Genomic DNA, 15,521 nt, shown 5'->3' on the forward strand with positions numbered 1-15,521 from the left:
AGCCCGTGCCCGGCCTCGTCCTGCACCTTGGCGAACAGGATCGCCTTGCGGCGCAGCGACGGGGCACGGGTGATCCACTCCCCCTCGGGCTGCATGCCGATGATCTCCGAGTGGGCGTGCTGCGCGATCTGCCTGATCAGCGTCCTGCGGTAGCCCTCGGGCATCCAGTCCCGCGGCTCGATCCGCTGGTCACGCGAGAGCGTCGCGTCAAAGTGCGCCTGTAGCTGCTCCGTCATCGATACCAGCTTCCCCAACCGACCATTCGTTCGGTACTCAGTCTGACGTGTTTCCGGCGGCCGAGCAAGACCCTTTCGCCGAACGAAAGCGGCCCAGGACACCCCCGAGGGGTACCTGGGCCGTCTGTCGAAGCGGTCCTGTCACACGTTCGGCACCTTCAGCTTGTCCCAGGTGACCTTGCCGGGGATGCCGTCCGCGTCCTTGCCCTTGAAGCCGAGCTTGTGCTGCCAGGCCGCGTAGGAGCGGCGGTCGGCCTCGGTCCACTCGGGGCTCGGGCCCTCCTCGTAGCGGCCGCAGCCCTCGGCGACCAGGCGGCGACCCATGGCGGTGATGATCGGCGACCGCTGACCGACGTGGAAGAAGCCGCTGCCCGGGAAGGGCTCGTACGCCGGCTTGGGCGCGGGCTTCGGGTCGGGGCCGGGCTCGCCGCCACCGCCGCCCTTCAGCCGCTGCGCGATGCGCTTGCGCATGCCGTCCATGGTGAAGCCCCGCGGGTCCTGCTTGCCCGGCTGCCACTCCTTGTGGCCGATGACCGAGCGCTCGCTCCAGCCGTGGTGGCGGCAGATCGCGGCCGAGACCTTCTCGATGGCCTCCTTCTGCGCCTCGGGCCAGGGGTCCTTGCCGTCGCCGAGGTTGATGCATTCGAAGCCGTAGAAGTGCGCGTTGCCGTCGGTGTCGGCCTCGTTGTCGTGCGGCAGCCTCGACTCGTTGATCACGGCGCGCAGGACGTCGCTGTCGCCGAGGCCGGCGTGGTTGGCGCGGCCGTTGCCGACGAGGTGGATCTCGCCCTTCTTGTCGATGACACCGTGGCACAGCGGGCCCGGCAGGCCGGAGTAGCCGTTGTAGCAGATGTTCACCGAGTTCTCGGTGCCCTTGGTGACGGTGTGGTGGATCATCACGCCGTTCACCGGTCCCCAGGGGCCCTTGCTGTTGCGGTTGTGGGTGCGCCAGCTGCGGACCTCGTGGACCGTGAGGCCCTCCGCGCGGAGGATCTCCACCATCTTGGATGCGCTCAGGGGCTTGGCCATTACTCGTCTCCCTCCGCCGCGGCCTCCGCTTCCGCCGTGGTCTGCGACCTCCCGCCCGAGGGGTCCTCCGCCAGCTGCTCCTCGCGGCGCGCCTGCTCCTCCGCCGCGAGCGTCGCCTCGTCCGCGGCCGGGATGCTGTTGGCCAGCGCGTTGAAGGCCAGGCGCAGGTCGACGGTGCTGCCCTCGCCCTTGACCAGGGCCAGCGGCGCGAAGCTGCGCACGATGCCGGAGGGCCCCTGGAGCAGCGGACGGCGCGCCGCGTCCGTGGGCCACTCGACGCTGCCGGTGGCGGTGCGGGCGGGGATGATCCAGTGGTCGCCGGTGCGGTAGGCGGCGCCCTTGGCGAAGTACACCTCGACGCCGTCCTCCAGCGGCACCCACTCCCCCTCCGCGACCGGGATCGCACCGCCCTTCAGCGCGGTCGTACGACCCTTGCGCCTGGGGCCCTCGTGGTGGTCCCAGCGCCGCAGGTACGGGTTGAGGTGGGGCAGCCGCCCGACGGCCGGGTCGGGCTCGGCGGACAGGCGCACCCGGCGGCCGGGCAGGTCCAGCTCCTCGACCCGCAGCAGGGGCAGGGGTTCGAGGCGGGAGGCGTACGCGGTGTCGACGAACTCCACGTGGTCGCCGACGTCCAGGTCCAGCTTGTCGTCGTGCCCGAGGGACGCCAACTGCACCCAGGTGCCGTCGAGTTCGTCGACGGGGAACACCACCGAGCCGTTCTCCCGGGACCACTTGAAGGTGGCGTCCTTCGCCTCGCCGCCCGCGTGCACCTCCACCCGGTACAGCTGGTTCTCCTGACCCCGGTAGCGGGCGTCCGGCCTGACCAGGCAGGGGTCCTCGTCGGCGTGGTCGGGCCGCCGGCTGCGGGCGGCGAGGCGGGCGGTCGGCGCCGCCTGCTTCTGCGCCCACTTGTCGAAGGCGGCCCGGACGACCTCCTTGGACGGGTTGCTGTCCTCGATCTCCAGCGCGGCGAGGGAGAGCGGCAGCACCTGCCAGACGACCTTCACGCGGGCGGCGGTGTCCGGCATGGCCGCGCCGAGCGCGACCTCGCGCAGCGCCGGGTCCTCGGCGGCGGAGACGGCACGCTCCCAGACCTGCAGGTAGACCACGAACGGCGACTGGGCGGGCGAGGGCAGGCGGTCGCCGGGCTTCTCCGGGTCGCGGAAGCCGTCGGGCTGGTCCCAGTAGGTCCAGTACGCGGGCGGGGCGACGGTGTCCTGCTCCGCGGAGTCCGCGGCGTCTTCGTCCGGGACGGGCACGCCGGGCGCCGGGCGGGTCGCGTCGCACAGGATGCCGTCGACGTAGTAGCGGCCGCCGTGGATGTGGAGGGTGTCGATCTCGTGCTTGCCGCCCACGTAGTCGATCTTGAAGCCCGCGTTCCGCGCGGGACCGCCGTACCGGCCGATCAGGTCGGCGGTGAGGGTGCGGGCCTGGTGGAGCTGGATCGCGGTCTGCTCGTTGATGTCCGCGTCGAGCTGGACACGCCCCTGCTGGGCGATGACCGCCGAGTAGCGCCGCTGCGGGCGGAACGTGAGGCGGGAGAGGTCAGCGTGCATGAAGGGGGTCCCCCTGGTTCAGGAAAGTGCGGGTAGGGCTTACGGCGGCGGCGCTCATCCGATGGCTCATGGCTCGCCTCACGTCACGAAGAAGATCCCGGCGTCCGTGCCCGCCGGGGTGTACTCCGCGAGCCGTGCCCTGAGGCCGTCCTCGCGCTGCGGCCGGTACAGGTCGTGGAAGGCGCCCATCTCCGCGCCGTCGTCCGCTCCGCGCCGGATCTCCTCGGCACACCGGTCGGCGAGCAGCCCGTACCAGGGCGTGCCGTACCGCTCGGAGGTGAACAACGGCCTTACCCGACCGGCCTGTCCGGGCCCGGCCAGGTCCGGCTGGCAGCGGTAGCGGCGCGGGGTGCGCGAGCCGGCCGGCACATACGAGTACCGCATGCACCCGATCCCGCGCCGGGCCACGTGCAGCCTGCCGGTGAAGACCGAGTTCTCGGCGATCTCCACGGCGTGGGTGTGGATCTCGCCGATGACGGTCGTGCGGTGCAGATGCAGCACCGCGTGGGCGTGGCGGCAGTCCGGCGCGGACAGGGCCTCACGGTCGCTGCCCGTGGCGTCGAGGACGCTGTCGCGCAGGTGGATGTCGAGGGGCTCCTCGCTCACCTCGTCGCCGATGACCTCGATGGTGCCGAGGATGCTGTGCTCGACCTGGAGGCACGCGGTGGTGCGCTCCAGCACGATGCTGGGCTCCTCCGGCGAGTGCGGCTCGCACTCGGGCTCCAGCGACCAGCCGGGGACGAGCGTGGAGTGCCGTACGACGACCGCGCCCACGGGGCCGGTGACGTTGATGCCGCGTCCGGCGACCAGCAGGCCGTCGAGGACGATGCGCGGACGCTCGTGCGGGGCGCAGTCCTCCGACACCGCACGGATGTTGAGGGCGTCGGGGCGGTTGCTGTACCAGTCGAGCAGGCGTATCACCGGGCGGGTGCCCTCGGCGGCCCGGACCTCGAGACGGTCGCCGGGGTCGAGGTCGAAGTCCAGCTGCTCCTGGTAGGCGCCGCTGTGCGTGATCTCGATGATGCCGGCGGGGCCGGTCCGGTCGGCCCGGCGGTCGTGCTGCCAGGCCCGGTAGGCGTCCATGATCTGGCGGTACGGCTGCCCCGGGCCGACGCGGTACACCTCGGCGTCGGGACGCGGCTCGCGGTCGAGGCGGTCGTACTCGCCGCCGCCCATGTCGGCCGCGAACGCGTGGTGGTAGTCCACCCACACGCCTTGCCGGGGTGCCGACCGCGACCCGAACGCGATCCGGCCCAGCTCCGGGTCGACGGCCACCTGACCGCGCCCCGGCCGGTAGCGCCAGTCGGACAGGTCGGCGACCACGATGTCCGACGGCGGTACGGGCTGGTCCTCGCCGTCGCGCCGGATGACGAGGCTCTTGCCGGGGCCGTAGTAGTCGGCGAGCCGGTCGTGCAGCTGTCGGCGGGTGATGAAGGCCGGCACGTTGTCGATGGTCGCGATGTGGGTGGGCGAGGGCTCCGGGAAGGGTTTCGTCACCAGCGGGGTGTCGTTGCCCAGGATGGAGAACGTGTAGAGGTTGCGGGCGCGGTCGATGCAGTACGCCGGGGACCGCGTGAGCGAGTGCGCCTTCAGCCGCCAGACGAAGAGCGCGACCCCCGCCGGGGTCAGACCGCCCTGCCGGTGGCGGGAGTCGGCGCGGCGCACGTCGACCGTGCGGGCCGTCGCGCCGAAGGGGCCGCCCGCGAGGTCGAGGGCGGAGTTGTCGCGCAGGTCGACAAGGCGCCCGCGCGTGCCGCGGTGCACGCCTGTGTCGCCGTGCAGCTTCACGGGCTGGGTGTGGGAGACCTGCCGGGACAGCTCGACGGCGCGGGCGGGCCAGCCGGCGACCCGCTCGGAGAGTTCCTCCAGGAGGTGGAGGGTGCCCTTGCGGCGGCGGTTGGCGACCGTGGCGGCCACGTCGGCGCGCGGCGCGACGGCCTCGGCGAGGGCGGCGCGGCCGCCCTCGTGCAGGCCGGTGGTGAGGACGCGCTCGTAGCCGGGCAGGGTGCGGTAGCCGACCAGGTCGCCGAGGTACGGCAGCACCCAGGGCGCGGCCGTCTCCACGAACAGGTCCTCGTAGCCCTGCCGGACGCCGTCACGGACCCGGTCGAGCTGCTCGGCGATCACCGCGAGCAGCGCGCGCAGGGGCTCGCCCTCCTCGGCGTCGCGCAGCAGGTGCCAGCGGGGCAGCAGCGCGGCGAGGCCGTCGGGCTCCCTGGACGCCGTCGCAGGGGTCTGCGTCTCGAACTGGACGTCCGGGGACATCACTTGACCTCCGTCAGAATCAGGGTGTCCGCGGCCTTCGGCGACAGCAGCGCGAGCTGGGCCGGGCGGATGCCGCGGAAGACGAACACCGAACGGCCCTTCGCCAGGCGCCGGGTGTCGGTGATGTCGGGGTTGAGGCGCAGGAGTTCGGCGAGCGGGACGCCGTACTTGGCGCAGATCTCCGACAGCGTCTCGCCGTTCGCGGCACGGACCGTGTGGATCTTCTCGTCGTACGCCGCCTCGTGCGCCGGGACCGACGCCCTGGGCGGGCCGGGGTCGGTGAGGATCCCGGTGAGCTCCTCGGGCGTGGCGGACGCGGGGACGCCGGTGAAGACATCGACGTCCACGTAGTCGACGCCGGGCACGGAGTGGGCCGTGGCCAGGACGTCGGAGAGTCGTGCGGGCCGACCCAACTCCCGTCCCTCGTAGCCGAGTCGGCGGAGCAGGGCCTGGCGCAGCCGCGGCTCCACGATCTCCCAGGCGTGGTCGGGAGCGACCTTCACCTTGGCGGCGAGGAGCAGCAGGACCAGCTCGCGTGCGTCCACCCGGACGGGAAGGTTCATGTCCCCGTACTCGGTCAGCGCACCGCGCAACGCGCGCAGGGTGTCGGAGTCTCCGTCGATCGGCACGTCGTCCGTGCCCGCGACCGTCACGTGCAGCACGCGCCGCCGCCCGTCGAAGAGTTCGCGTGCGGCGGCCCGGCCGATGCCGGCGCGGGAGCGCGCGAAGTCCTCGTAGTCGGACGCGGAGACCAGGCGATCGAGGGCCGAGACGGCGAGCGGGACCGTACGGCGGGTCAGGCCGGGCCCGTCCGCGTCGGCGCCGCCCCTGGCCGGGCGCGGGTTGGTGACCTGCGTGACGCCGAGCGGGCGGGTGAGCGGCTGGGTGACGCGGTCGGCGGCGACGTTGGCGGCCTTGCCGGTGCCGAAGCGGTAGCGGGCGCGGATGTTCTCGTGGCCGGACGGCAGCCGGGCGCCGTTGATGCCGTCGCCGAACGTCACCGTCGTCCGGCCGTCGGCGGTGGAGCCGGTGATGTAGACCCGCTCGCCCGGACCGCGCCCGGCGAGGCTGTCGACCTCGTGCCAGAGGACACCGTCGACCCGGATCTCCAGCACCGGGGTGGCGCCGAGGGGGTTGTCGTCGGCGAGCCAGGTGAGCGGGGACTGCCACAGCGCGAACGTCTGGTTGACACGGTCCGAGTCACCGCTGCCGATGGCCTCCTCGCGGCTCTCGCCGTGGGTGGCCTCGACGACGTTGCCGAGGATCCTGACCGTCTCGCGGCGGTAGCGGTGGGCGAGGTCGGCGGTCAGGGTCAGGCGGGTGTGGACGTGGTCGCCGGGCAGTTGCGGGTCGACGGCCGGGTCCGCCGCGGCGATCGTGACGACCTCGGTGGCCCGCACGCCCGCGGTCCCCGGGATGTCGCTGCGCTCTCCGCCGACGATGAGTGTCCGTCCGGGCCGCAACCCGTCGTACAGCGTGGCCAGTTCGATCTCGTTGCCGTGGACGTCCTCGCCCAGCGGTTCGTCGGCGAGGCGGAGCGGTTCGCCGGCCGCGTGGACGGTGGTGTCGCGGATGTGCGAGAGCAGGACGTCGAACTCGTCCAGCCACGGGTCGGCCAGGGTGAGTTGGGTGCCGCGGCCCGTGATGCCGTAGTTGGTGTACGCCGCCGTCCGTGCCGCCACCACCTGGGTCGTGACGAACGCCAGCTTCGGGTCGCCGGGGACGCCGCCCTGGGCGCCCTTGGCGGGGCGCTGGATCGCGACCCAGCTGCCGACCGTGATGCCGGTGTGCACCGTGTCCAGCTGGAGGACGCGTCGGTTCAGCGGCTCGGGCTTGCTGGCGATCACGACCTCGACGTTGGGCTCGGTGGTGCCCACCGTGTACTTGAGGCTGACCTCGTACTCGCCGTGCGTGAACTGCTCGCTCGTGTTCGGCCGCAGCGCGATCTGCTCGGACGTGCCGTTGTGGACGCCGACGTGGACCAGGCCCTCGTCGTCCGGGCGGGACACGAACAGGGTGCGCTCCGGCAGACCCGACTGGAAGCGGGCCGTGACGCCCGGTTCCTGGGAGTCGGTGGGGCGGCGGTTGAGCCAGCTGAGGTCACGGTCCTGGCCGGAGCGCACGGACAGCTCGACCTGGCCCGTGCCGAGCGGGAACCTGACCGGCTGGGCGACCGGCAGGTTCTCGGCGCGCTGGTCGGAGCTGCTGCCCTCGACGTACTGGAACTCGGCCCGGACCGGCGTCCGGCCCGCCGTGTCGTACACGACCCGCATGCTCGCCAGCACGGCCCCCGTGAGCGGCCAGTCGGCGGTGCGGATGACCCGTCCGCGGTCGTCCTGGACCGGCTTGAGGGGGGCCGTGGCGCCGAAGGGGGCGGCGGTGACGCGCATGGCGAGCAGTTCGCGCAGGAGTTGGGGGGTGCCGGGGGCGGCGGCGGTGCGCCAGGCCGGGTAGAGGGTGCCGAGACCGGGGTTCAGAGCGGAGAGCAGGCGCGCGGTGTCGCTGCCGGGGCGCTGGTGACCGGTGCCGCTGTGCGGGGCGGGCGTTGAGGCGCGCAGGGCGGGGAGGACAGCGCCCAGGGCCCGGAGGGCGGCCGTACGAGGGTCCACAGCCCTCTTCGCAGACTGCGCCTGCTCGTTCTCGGCAGGCTGGGCAGGCGCCAGCTCCAGGGCTCTCTCGGCGAGTTCCGCCAGCACCGCCTCCAACTGCTCGAACCAAGCGGCAACGTCGTCGTACGGCTCGGCCAGCACCTGCGCCTCCCCGAGCCGCGCCACGGGCTCAGCGAGCCGAGCCGCAAGCCGCTCGGGCGTCTTGATGCCGTCCAGGTCATCCCGCAGCGGCGCCAGAACCTGATCCTCGAAGTCCTCGATCAACCGACTGACCGGCCGCGGATTGGGCACCTCGGGCGTGGGCGGCTCATCACCCGGCTCACCCGGCACAGCAGGCGGGGCCGTCCAGCGCCGCACCTCATCCACGAGTTCCTTGAGAGTCGGCGGGGCCGACTTCGGCAGCGAGATCGCGGTGATCTCGTCGTCCCGGTCCACGCGCGCCTTGGCGACGGACAGCAACTTGCGTTCGCCGCCCGCCTGTTCACCGAAGACGAAGAGCAACTGGTCGCCGGTCCGGAGCGAGTTCGCCGTGCCCTCGACGAAGATCTCCGAGCGCCGCTCCAGGTCCTCGGGGGTGACAAGGGAGGGGCGCCGCCGCCGGACCTTCAGCTCGTTCCAGTCCCAGCGGGCCGTCAGATCACGGCTGGTCTCGAACGTGAGGGACTGCTCGTCGGCGGAAGCAGGCACGCTGTGGCTGCGGGCGCCGCGCGGAATGGTGACGGGCAGGGCCTCCGCGCGCGGGTCGCGTTCCAGCGTGTACGCCAGGTGGGTGGCGGCGGCGACGCCGGGGCGCGGGCGGTGGCCGACGAGGCGGCCGAGCAGGACCAGGGAGCGGTGCTCGTTGGCCGTGCGGATGTACGCCTCGTCGGCGATGCGCTCGGAGTGGAAGGTGAGCAGGTCACCGAGGACCGCGGTCGCGTCGAGCAGGCCGATCGCCGGGTCGTCCGGGGTGCGCACGGTCAAGGTTCCCAGCGCCGGGTACGCCGGTGAGGCGAGCCGGTCGAGGAGGGCGGCCCGGAAGGAGCCGTACTCGCCCACGCGGTAGTCGAGGGCCGTGCGGCCGGGCGGGTTGTGCACGGGGGCCGGGGCGAGCCGCTCGTCGTGGCCGCCGCGGCAGGCGCCGCCGCAGGTGCACTCGTCGATCGTCGAGTCGGTCGTCATCGGGCACCTCCCAGGGAAATCGCCAGCCGGCCGTTCTCCGGCCGGTCTGGGTCGTTGTCACAGGTGGCGATCTCCAGCGGGCCGAGCCGCAGCACGCCTTCCTCCTTCTCTCCTCGGTCCGGCTCGAACAGCCGCTGCAGCCGGGTGACTTGGACGCTCTCCACGCCGGGCACCGCCGCCGCGACGGCGACCAGACGGCTGAGCCGTACCGGTGCGCCGAAGGTCAGCGCGTCCGGGTGGAAGAAGCCCCGCACACCGCTGCCGAGCACGCGGTACAGCTCGGCCAGGATCTGCCCGTGCTGGTGGCCGGGCCGGGCGCACACGGTGAGCGCGATGTCCAGCGGGACCAGACGTGCGGCGCCCACCACGAGGTCGTGGCCGATGCGCCGGTACGGCTCCAGGGCCTGGGCGACCGAGGCCAGCAGCTCGGCCGACGGGGCGCCGGTGCCGTACGCGTCGATCGCGACATGCGCCTCCTGGACGCTGCCGGTCCAGCGCAGCTCCGCCGCCGCCCGCTGGACGCCGGGCAGGGCGGTGGCGAGGGCCGCGTAGTCGTCGGCGGTGACCGCGCGCAGGCGGGTACGGCGCAGGTCGAGCGGGGCCAACTGGCGTACCTGCTCGACCGGTTCGGGTTCGGTGCCGCCGGTGGCGGGCAGCGGGTTGCGGACCACGGCGGCGGGCGGGGTCTCGCAGTCGGACTGGACGACGAGGTGGTTGATGGCCTCCGCGCCGACGTTGCCGGCCGTCCCGCCGCCGAGCCGGTAGTGCAGGGCGAGCCGGGACCCGGGCGTCGGCTTCGCGCCGTGCCGCCCGTCGCCGAAGCGCAGGGCGAGGCGGCCGTCGTCCTCCAGCTCGCCGACGAAGTACCGGTCGCGGGGGCCGCCGGCGAGCAGGTCGCGGCGCGGCTCCCACACCGTGTCGTCGTCCGCCTCGTGGAGGCGTACGGCGGGCAGGGCGCGGCGCGGGTCCTGGTCGAGCGCGGCGGTCGCGGGGCCCCGCAGCACGGGCTCCTCGGGGTGCAGTCCGGCCGCGTACGCCGGGCCCCAGCTGTGGGCGATCTCCCAGGCGATGTCGCCGTCGAGCACGGTGCCCGCGCGGGCGCGCGCGGTGAGGACGTCGATCCTGCGCAGCTTCGCGTCGAGCAGCTCGTCGCTGCGGTGCAGGAGTTCGCGCAGGGCACGGACGGGGTGGCGGCGCAGCTCGATCCGCTCCAGGATCTTCAGACCGTAGATCACGGTGAGTTCGGCGATCTCGGCATCCGCGAGGCCGTCCCGGTCGCGGGCGCTGCGCCACAGCTCGACGAGCCGCTGCCGGACCCGCCCCGGAATCGCGGCGATCCGCTCGGCCTGTCCGGCCGCGACGGTGCCGGCGTCCGGGAACGGCACCGCCTGCGCCACGGGCGCGCGGCCGAGGACGGGACGGAAGCGGGGCTGGATGCCTGGGTAGACGGACTGGGCGAGCAGCGTGCGCAGGGCGGCGGCCTGGGCGTACGCGGTGCCGGGGACGACATGCTCGTGGCGCTGACCGGCACGCTCCAGACCGATGCCGGACCTCACCGTCGCTGCCTCGCCAACCACCTGGAACAGCTCACGGACGTCGTCCGGGGTGAGTGCCTCGCCGGATTCCGCCTTGTCCGTCAGCGAGTTGATGAGCCGCGCGGGCGCGTTGCCCTCGTCGCGGTCGTGGCAGCCGAAGGCGGGTGGATCGCAGGGGGCGACCACAGCGGGCACCTGCGGGACCGTGAACGTCTCGGGCAGCCCGTGCAGGGTACGTCCGTGGTCGACGAGGACGACGTTGCCGCGGGCGAGGGTCACGTCCTCGACGGGCAGGCAGTCGCGGCCGCCGCGGGTGGTGAGGCAGAGCGGGAAGCGCAGGGCGTCCTCAGTGGCCCACGTGACCTCCAGGACCGGCTGGTCCTCGATGCGATCCACGGCGGGGGTGACGGAGGTCAGGCGTACGGCCTGCCGGTGGCTCGGGTCCGCGTCGCCCGGTGTGCCGGTGCGCGGGCCCTTGATCTCCTCCAGGACGAGCACGTCGCCCGGCCTGAGGTCGAGCTGCCGCTCGCGGCAGGTCTCCGGGTCGACCCACGCGTCGCGCAGGGTGGCGGAGGTGGCGCCCTTCGGGAGGGTGCAGACCTCGCCTCCCCACGTCCACAGACGGATGGCATTGTGCGCGACCCTCAGCTGGAGCGGGTCGGCGGTGACGACGGGTTCGAACACCTCCACCGAACCGCGCTCGTCGAGGTCGCCGAGGTCGGCCTCGTCGATGACGGTGCCGGGTTCGGGGCGGTCGTGCGGGTCGAGGGTGCGGACGTCGACGGAGGCGAAGCGGTAGGTGCCCGGGGCGAGAGTGTGGTCGCCGGCCGTCTCGACGGCGACGTACGCGCGGGCGGTGCAGCCGTCGTGCATCGCGTAGTCGATGAGCCGGACGTGACGACGTACGGAGACGCGGCGGCGTGCGGTGTCGAGATACGCCTCGGTGGCGACCGCGTCCTGCTGGTAGCTGATCTGGTCACCGGTGTACGCGAGCAGCTCGACGAGGGTCGTGCCCAGGTCGGCGGGGTTGCGTTCGACCCAGTCGGGCGTGGTGAGCGCGAGCCGGTCGAGGAGCAGCTTGCGGATGGTGTCGTAGTCGCGGGCCGTGTAGTCGATGACCGGCGCGGACGGGAAGCCTTCGGGCTCCTGCTCGTCCTCCTTGCAGTCGAAGGGGGCCGGGCAGTCGGGCTGGAAGGTGAAGGTCGCGCTGTGGTAGCGCTGGTCGAAGCCGCGATACGGCTCCGTCCCGGGCCGTCCGTACGGGTCGGTCTCGACCAGGGAGAGCCGGTAGCGGGAGGTGTCGCCGGCCTTGTCGAGGGTGACGTAGAGCCGGTCGTCGAGCTCGGGGTCCTCCTCGCGCTCGACGCTGACGTCGACGGCGGTGATGCCGGTGATGCGGCGGCCGCCGTCGACGCGGACGTTCTCGGGGACGAGGCCGTGCGGGGCCTTGCCGAGGAAGGTGACGGTGAGCAGCAGGCCGTCGTCACCGACCTCGACGGCGTCGATGCCGTTGAGCTGGGCGGCCCTCACTTTGGCCCGCCGCGTCGCGGTGGTCATGCGGCCCTCCCTTCGAAGACGTCGTCGCGCCGGGCGCCGTCGGCGCGAACGACGTACGACAGGTACACGCGAACGACGTTGTCCTCGCTGACCACGTCGAGGGCCTCCACGTCGATGAGATCGCCGAGCCAGCGCTGCAGCGAGGCCTGGACGGACAGTTCGAGGGTGCTGATGAGCTCGGGGCTGGTCGGGGCGAAGACCAGGTCGAGGAGCCCGCAGCCGAAGTCGGGGCGCATGACGCGCTCGCCCGGGCTGGTGAACAGCAGCTGCTCGATGAGGTCGTGGACGTGCTCGCCGTGGCCGGCGTGCGCGGTGCGGCCCCGGCGGTCGGCGCGGAAGGGGAACGCGATGTCGCTGCGCGGGCGCCTGCTGGTGTGGCGGCTCATCGGACGGTGACCTTTCGCTGCGCGGCCTGGACGACGGGCGGCCCCTGCGGCACGAAGGCCGCGGTGAAGCACTCGGCCGCGGAGGTGTCCAGCAGCACGGGTGCGCCGTCGACGGTGATGCCGGTGCCGTCGGCGGTCCAGCGGACCGTGACGCACGGCGCGGGCACACCGTCGACGGTGTGCGGGCAGCCGGTGACGACGTAGCTGTGCGCGGCGGTGGCGACGGCGGCGCCACCGGCTCGTACGCCACCGGAGGGTGTGCCGGCGGCGGTGACGCGACCGCCGTGCGGGCAGCCGATCACGGCGTCGGCATCGAGCAGACTCCCGGGCATGTTCCTGGATCCCCCGTCTTTCTCATCGCTTGGAGAGCACGGTCAACTGGCCCTCGTTGATGGTCACTTCACGGCCGCGCAGAATGACCTCCGCTCCCGCGCCGGTCGCGATGACCACGGCCTCCTTGGTGATACGGATGTAGGCACCGCCCTGTGCCTGCAGGAGGATCCCCTGCTCGGCACCGGGCGTGTCGTTCATGACGAGCTTGTGCGCCTGCGGCGTCTGCACGACGACCGGCTTGTTCGGCGCGTCGGCCGCCAGCTCGCGCCGCGCGTCGGGCGGCAGCTCCTCGGCGGCGCCGTACCAGCACCCGGTCCACACGGGGAAGCTGGGATCCCCCTGCTCGAACTCCACCCAGACACCCGCGCCGGGCGGCGGCACCACGAACTGTCCCGACTCGGGCCCGGTGAACGGCAGACAGGGCAGCGCCCAGGTGGACGGCTCGTCACCGAGGACGTCCGGGACCTCGACGGTGATACGGCCGATGCGCAGCGGGTCGTCGTTGCTGACGACCCGGCCGCGGAACTTGCCGAGGTAGCGATTGCTGGGTGCCGCCATGGTGGAGGTGCTCCTGGTTGGTGGGTCGTGAGGTCGTGGGTGTCAGGGCCGGACGTAGTCGCTGCGCGCTTCCAGGCCCTCTCGGGAGAGGGTGAAGTTCTGCTGGTAGGAGCCCGGGCGCAGGTTGTGCGTGACGGACTTGACGAAGTAGTCGCCGTCGTACGCCCGTCCCGAGCCGCGTACGCCGACGAGCTGGCGCGGCTGGAGGATGTAGCCGTGCCGGATGACGTCGAGCGAGCCGGAGCCGGAGACGACGTCGGCCGATACGGCGGCGCGGGCCAGGAGTTCGGCCTCGGCCTGCTCGCGCTGCTGCTTGGCCGTGCCGGAGAGGGTCCTGCGTTTCAGCGCCGGGGTGGGCCGCTTGCCGAGGGGCGGGCGCAGCGGGCTGATGGACGGCTGCGGGAGCAGGGCCGACTGCCGGGTCTCGGGGTTCTGCCAGCGGGCCTGCGGCTCTTCGCGCGCGGTGCCGTCGTACGCGAACGTCAGCTGGTCGACCGTCGAGTTGGCGTCCATGTTGACGTTGAGGGCGTGCTGGCGGATGCCGAGGCGGACCTCCGGTCCCCAACGGGCCGAGGACTGGCCGGGGTTGGGGCCGGGCTCAAGATAGAAGGTGTAGCCGTTGGCGCGGGCGAGCTCGGTGACGTACTGCAGGTCGGTCTGCGTCTGGTAGTGCACCCGCAGGTCCTGGTGCGGGGGCTGGGCGACCTTCTCGGTGTAGACGTCGGGCCGGATGCCGTAGTCGGAGTACCGGCGCAGGATGGCGAGCACCCGTTCGGACGGCGGCAGGTTGGGGTAGCGGGCGGTGCGCTCCTCCAGGTCCATGAGAAGCGTCAGGTCCTCGCCGGTGACGGTGAGGGTGGAGTGGCCGGGCTGGTTGCTCGCTCCGACCTCGTGACGGACGATCAGCCCGTCGAAGAGCACGTCGGAGGTGCCCCGCACGGTCACCGTGACGATGATCCGGGTCTTGGGATCGAAGAACCCCTCGGGCAGGAGCCGTCGGCTGATGATCCCGTTCTTGGTGAGGTCGAAGGCCAGCTGGAAGCCGCTGCGCTCCCCCGCGGTCGCGGTGATCTGGGCGGACAGCAGGGCCTCGGTCACCTCGGCCGGGACGGGCCGGGCGAGCTTGGGCCCCATGAGGAGCGTGATGTGGACGGGGCCCTGCCCCACGGGCAGATCAAACACGCCGGTCTCCCCTGCCGCCGGGGAATCCGCCGGCGAGCGGGATGTCGATGACGCGCCCGGCCTCGTCGGTCAACTCGCGTGGATCGAGTACCGGGTTGGCGTCGGCTATCTGCCACCACTGGCCGGGGTCGCCGTAGTAGCGCTGGGCGAGGAGATCGGGGCGCTCGCCTGCGCCGACGGTGTGCGGCTGGGTCTCGTCGCCGTCCGGGGCGGTCTCGTCGAGCTGGGGGAGCAAGCGGCGCTTGGTGTAACGGACTTCGGTGCCGTCGGCTCGGCGGTGAATCCCGATCTCGGCGTCGTGGTACCGGCTGGTGCGCGGGTAGGGGTGGGCGCCCGGGATGGCGTCCAGGGCGTTCTCGTACGGCTCGATGTCGGCCATGGTCCTCTGCTCAGCCCCTTCCGATCACGACGTTGGTTCCGGTTCCGCCTATGCCGCCACTGAGCCCGAGCGAGCCGAGGCTGCCGCCGCGCGCGGCTGCGGCAAGCCGCTCCTTCTGCGCGAGGTGCGCCATGTAGAGGTCGGCGCCGCGATGCCCCGCGGGCAGATCACTGACCGTGAGGATCTTCATGCCGATGCTCAGGGATGCCCGGATCGGGTTCAGATTCACGTCGAAGGCGGACTCGTTGACGGAGAGCTCGGTGAGCCGGACGGGCATGACCCGCTTGCTGCCCCAGGTGAAGAGGGTCAGCGGCATCTCGATCGGGCTGATCTCGATGGCACCCTTCTGCGACAGCTTGCTCGCGGCGCGCAGCTGGGCGACGGTCGGCTGCACCAGCATCTCGAGCGTGGCGAGCTGCGGGTGGATGCCGTCCGGGGCCGCGATCTCGAACTGGTCGGTGGCGTCGATATCGGCGGTGAACTTCCAGGTCTCCTGAGCCGGGCCCTTCAGGCGGAGTGCCTCGTTACGGTCGCCGCTGCCGGTACCGCCGCCTCCGGCGTCACCGCCGTCGCCGGCGGACTGGGGGGCCACGCTGCGTTCCAGGGTGTCGGGGTTGAACTGCAGGACGATGATCCGCTGGGGGGTGCCGGTGTCGGGGTTGACGACGACTATTCCGGAGCGGATGGGTTTGGGGATGTCGGCGTAGCGGGTCATGCACCTACTCCATTCACGTT

The 15,521-nt window shown here is 72.5% G+C and carries 12 protein-coding genes; all 12 read right to left on the reverse strand.

What is annotated here, in order from left to right:
- A partial coding sequence (locus ACIBU0_RS28305; protein WP_398823840.1) for a Phenylacetic acid catabolic protein occupies positions 1 to 236 on the reverse strand: 236 nt, incomplete at its 3' end.
- 141 nt (positions 237 to 377) lie between these two features.
- On the reverse strand, positions 378 to 1,265 hold the full coding sequence (locus tag ACIBU0_RS28310; protein WP_398823843.1) for a peptidoglycan-binding protein: 888 nt from the start codon (positions 1,263 to 1,265) through the stop codon (positions 378 to 380).
- Positions 1,265 to 2,821 (reverse strand): DUF6519 domain-containing protein, encoded by a 1,557-nt coding sequence (locus ACIBU0_RS28315; RefSeq protein ID WP_398823846.1) that lies wholly within the window; start codon positions 2,819 to 2,821, stop codon positions 1,265 to 1,267. The genes ACIBU0_RS28310 and ACIBU0_RS28315 overlap by 1 nt, the downstream gene beginning before the upstream one ends.
- A gap of 78 nt (positions 2,822 to 2,899) precedes the next feature.
- Positions 2,900 to 5,086 carry a hypothetical protein gene (locus ACIBU0_RS28320; protein WP_398823849.1) on the reverse strand — a complete coding sequence of 729 codons (2,187 nt, stop codon included), beginning with the start codon at positions 5,084 to 5,086 and terminating at the stop codon, positions 2,900 to 2,902.
- Positions 5,086 to 8,856: a putative baseplate assembly protein gene (locus ACIBU0_RS28325; RefSeq protein WP_398823852.1), complete on the reverse strand. Its 3,771-nt coding sequence runs from the start codon at positions 8,854 to 8,856 to the stop codon at positions 5,086 to 5,088. The genes ACIBU0_RS28320 and ACIBU0_RS28325 overlap by 1 nt, the downstream gene beginning before the upstream one ends.
- Positions 8,853 to 11,948: a putative baseplate assembly protein gene (locus ACIBU0_RS28330; RefSeq protein WP_398823855.1), complete on the reverse strand. Its 3,096-nt coding sequence runs from the start codon at positions 11,946 to 11,948 to the stop codon at positions 8,853 to 8,855. Before ACIBU0_RS28330 ends, ACIBU0_RS28325 begins: the two co-directional genes overlap by 4 nt.
- Complete coding sequence (locus ACIBU0_RS28335) at positions 11,945 to 12,334, reverse strand: GPW/gp25 family protein (RefSeq protein ID WP_398823858.1); 390 nt, start codon at positions 12,332 to 12,334, stop codon at positions 11,945 to 11,947. Before ACIBU0_RS28335 ends, ACIBU0_RS28330 begins: the two co-directional genes overlap by 4 nt.
- Complete coding sequence (locus ACIBU0_RS28340; RefSeq protein WP_398823861.1) at positions 12,331 to 12,666, reverse strand: hypothetical protein; 336 nt, start codon at positions 12,664 to 12,666, stop codon at positions 12,331 to 12,333. The genes ACIBU0_RS28335 and ACIBU0_RS28340 overlap by 4 nt, the downstream gene beginning before the upstream one ends.
- Before the next feature lie 22 nt (positions 12,667 to 12,688).
- Positions 12,689 to 13,225, reverse strand: coding sequence for a phage baseplate assembly protein V (locus tag ACIBU0_RS28345; protein WP_398823864.1), 537 nt, complete (start codon positions 13,223 to 13,225; stop codon positions 12,689 to 12,691).
- Between the two features lie 42 nt (positions 13,226 to 13,267).
- Entirely contained in the window at positions 13,268 to 14,407 is a 1,140-nt protein-coding gene (locus tag ACIBU0_RS28350; protein ID WP_398823867.1) for a hypothetical protein, read from the reverse strand.
- Positions 14,400 to 14,786, reverse strand: coding sequence for a hypothetical protein (locus ACIBU0_RS28355; protein WP_398823870.1), 387 nt, complete (start codon positions 14,784 to 14,786; stop codon positions 14,400 to 14,402). The genes ACIBU0_RS28350 and ACIBU0_RS28355 overlap by 8 nt, the downstream gene beginning before the upstream one ends.
- 10 nt (positions 14,787 to 14,796) lie before the next feature.
- On the reverse strand, positions 14,797 to 15,501 hold the full coding sequence (locus ACIBU0_RS28360) for a hypothetical protein (protein WP_398823873.1): 705 nt from the start codon (positions 15,499 to 15,501) through the stop codon (positions 14,797 to 14,799).
- Positions 15,502 to 15,521: the final 20 nt, after the last annotated feature.

This window comes from Streptomyces sp. NPDC049627, from assembly GCF_044465645.1.
Taxonomy (GTDB): domain Bacteria; phylum Actinomycetota; class Actinomycetes; order Streptomycetales; family Streptomycetaceae; genus Streptomyces.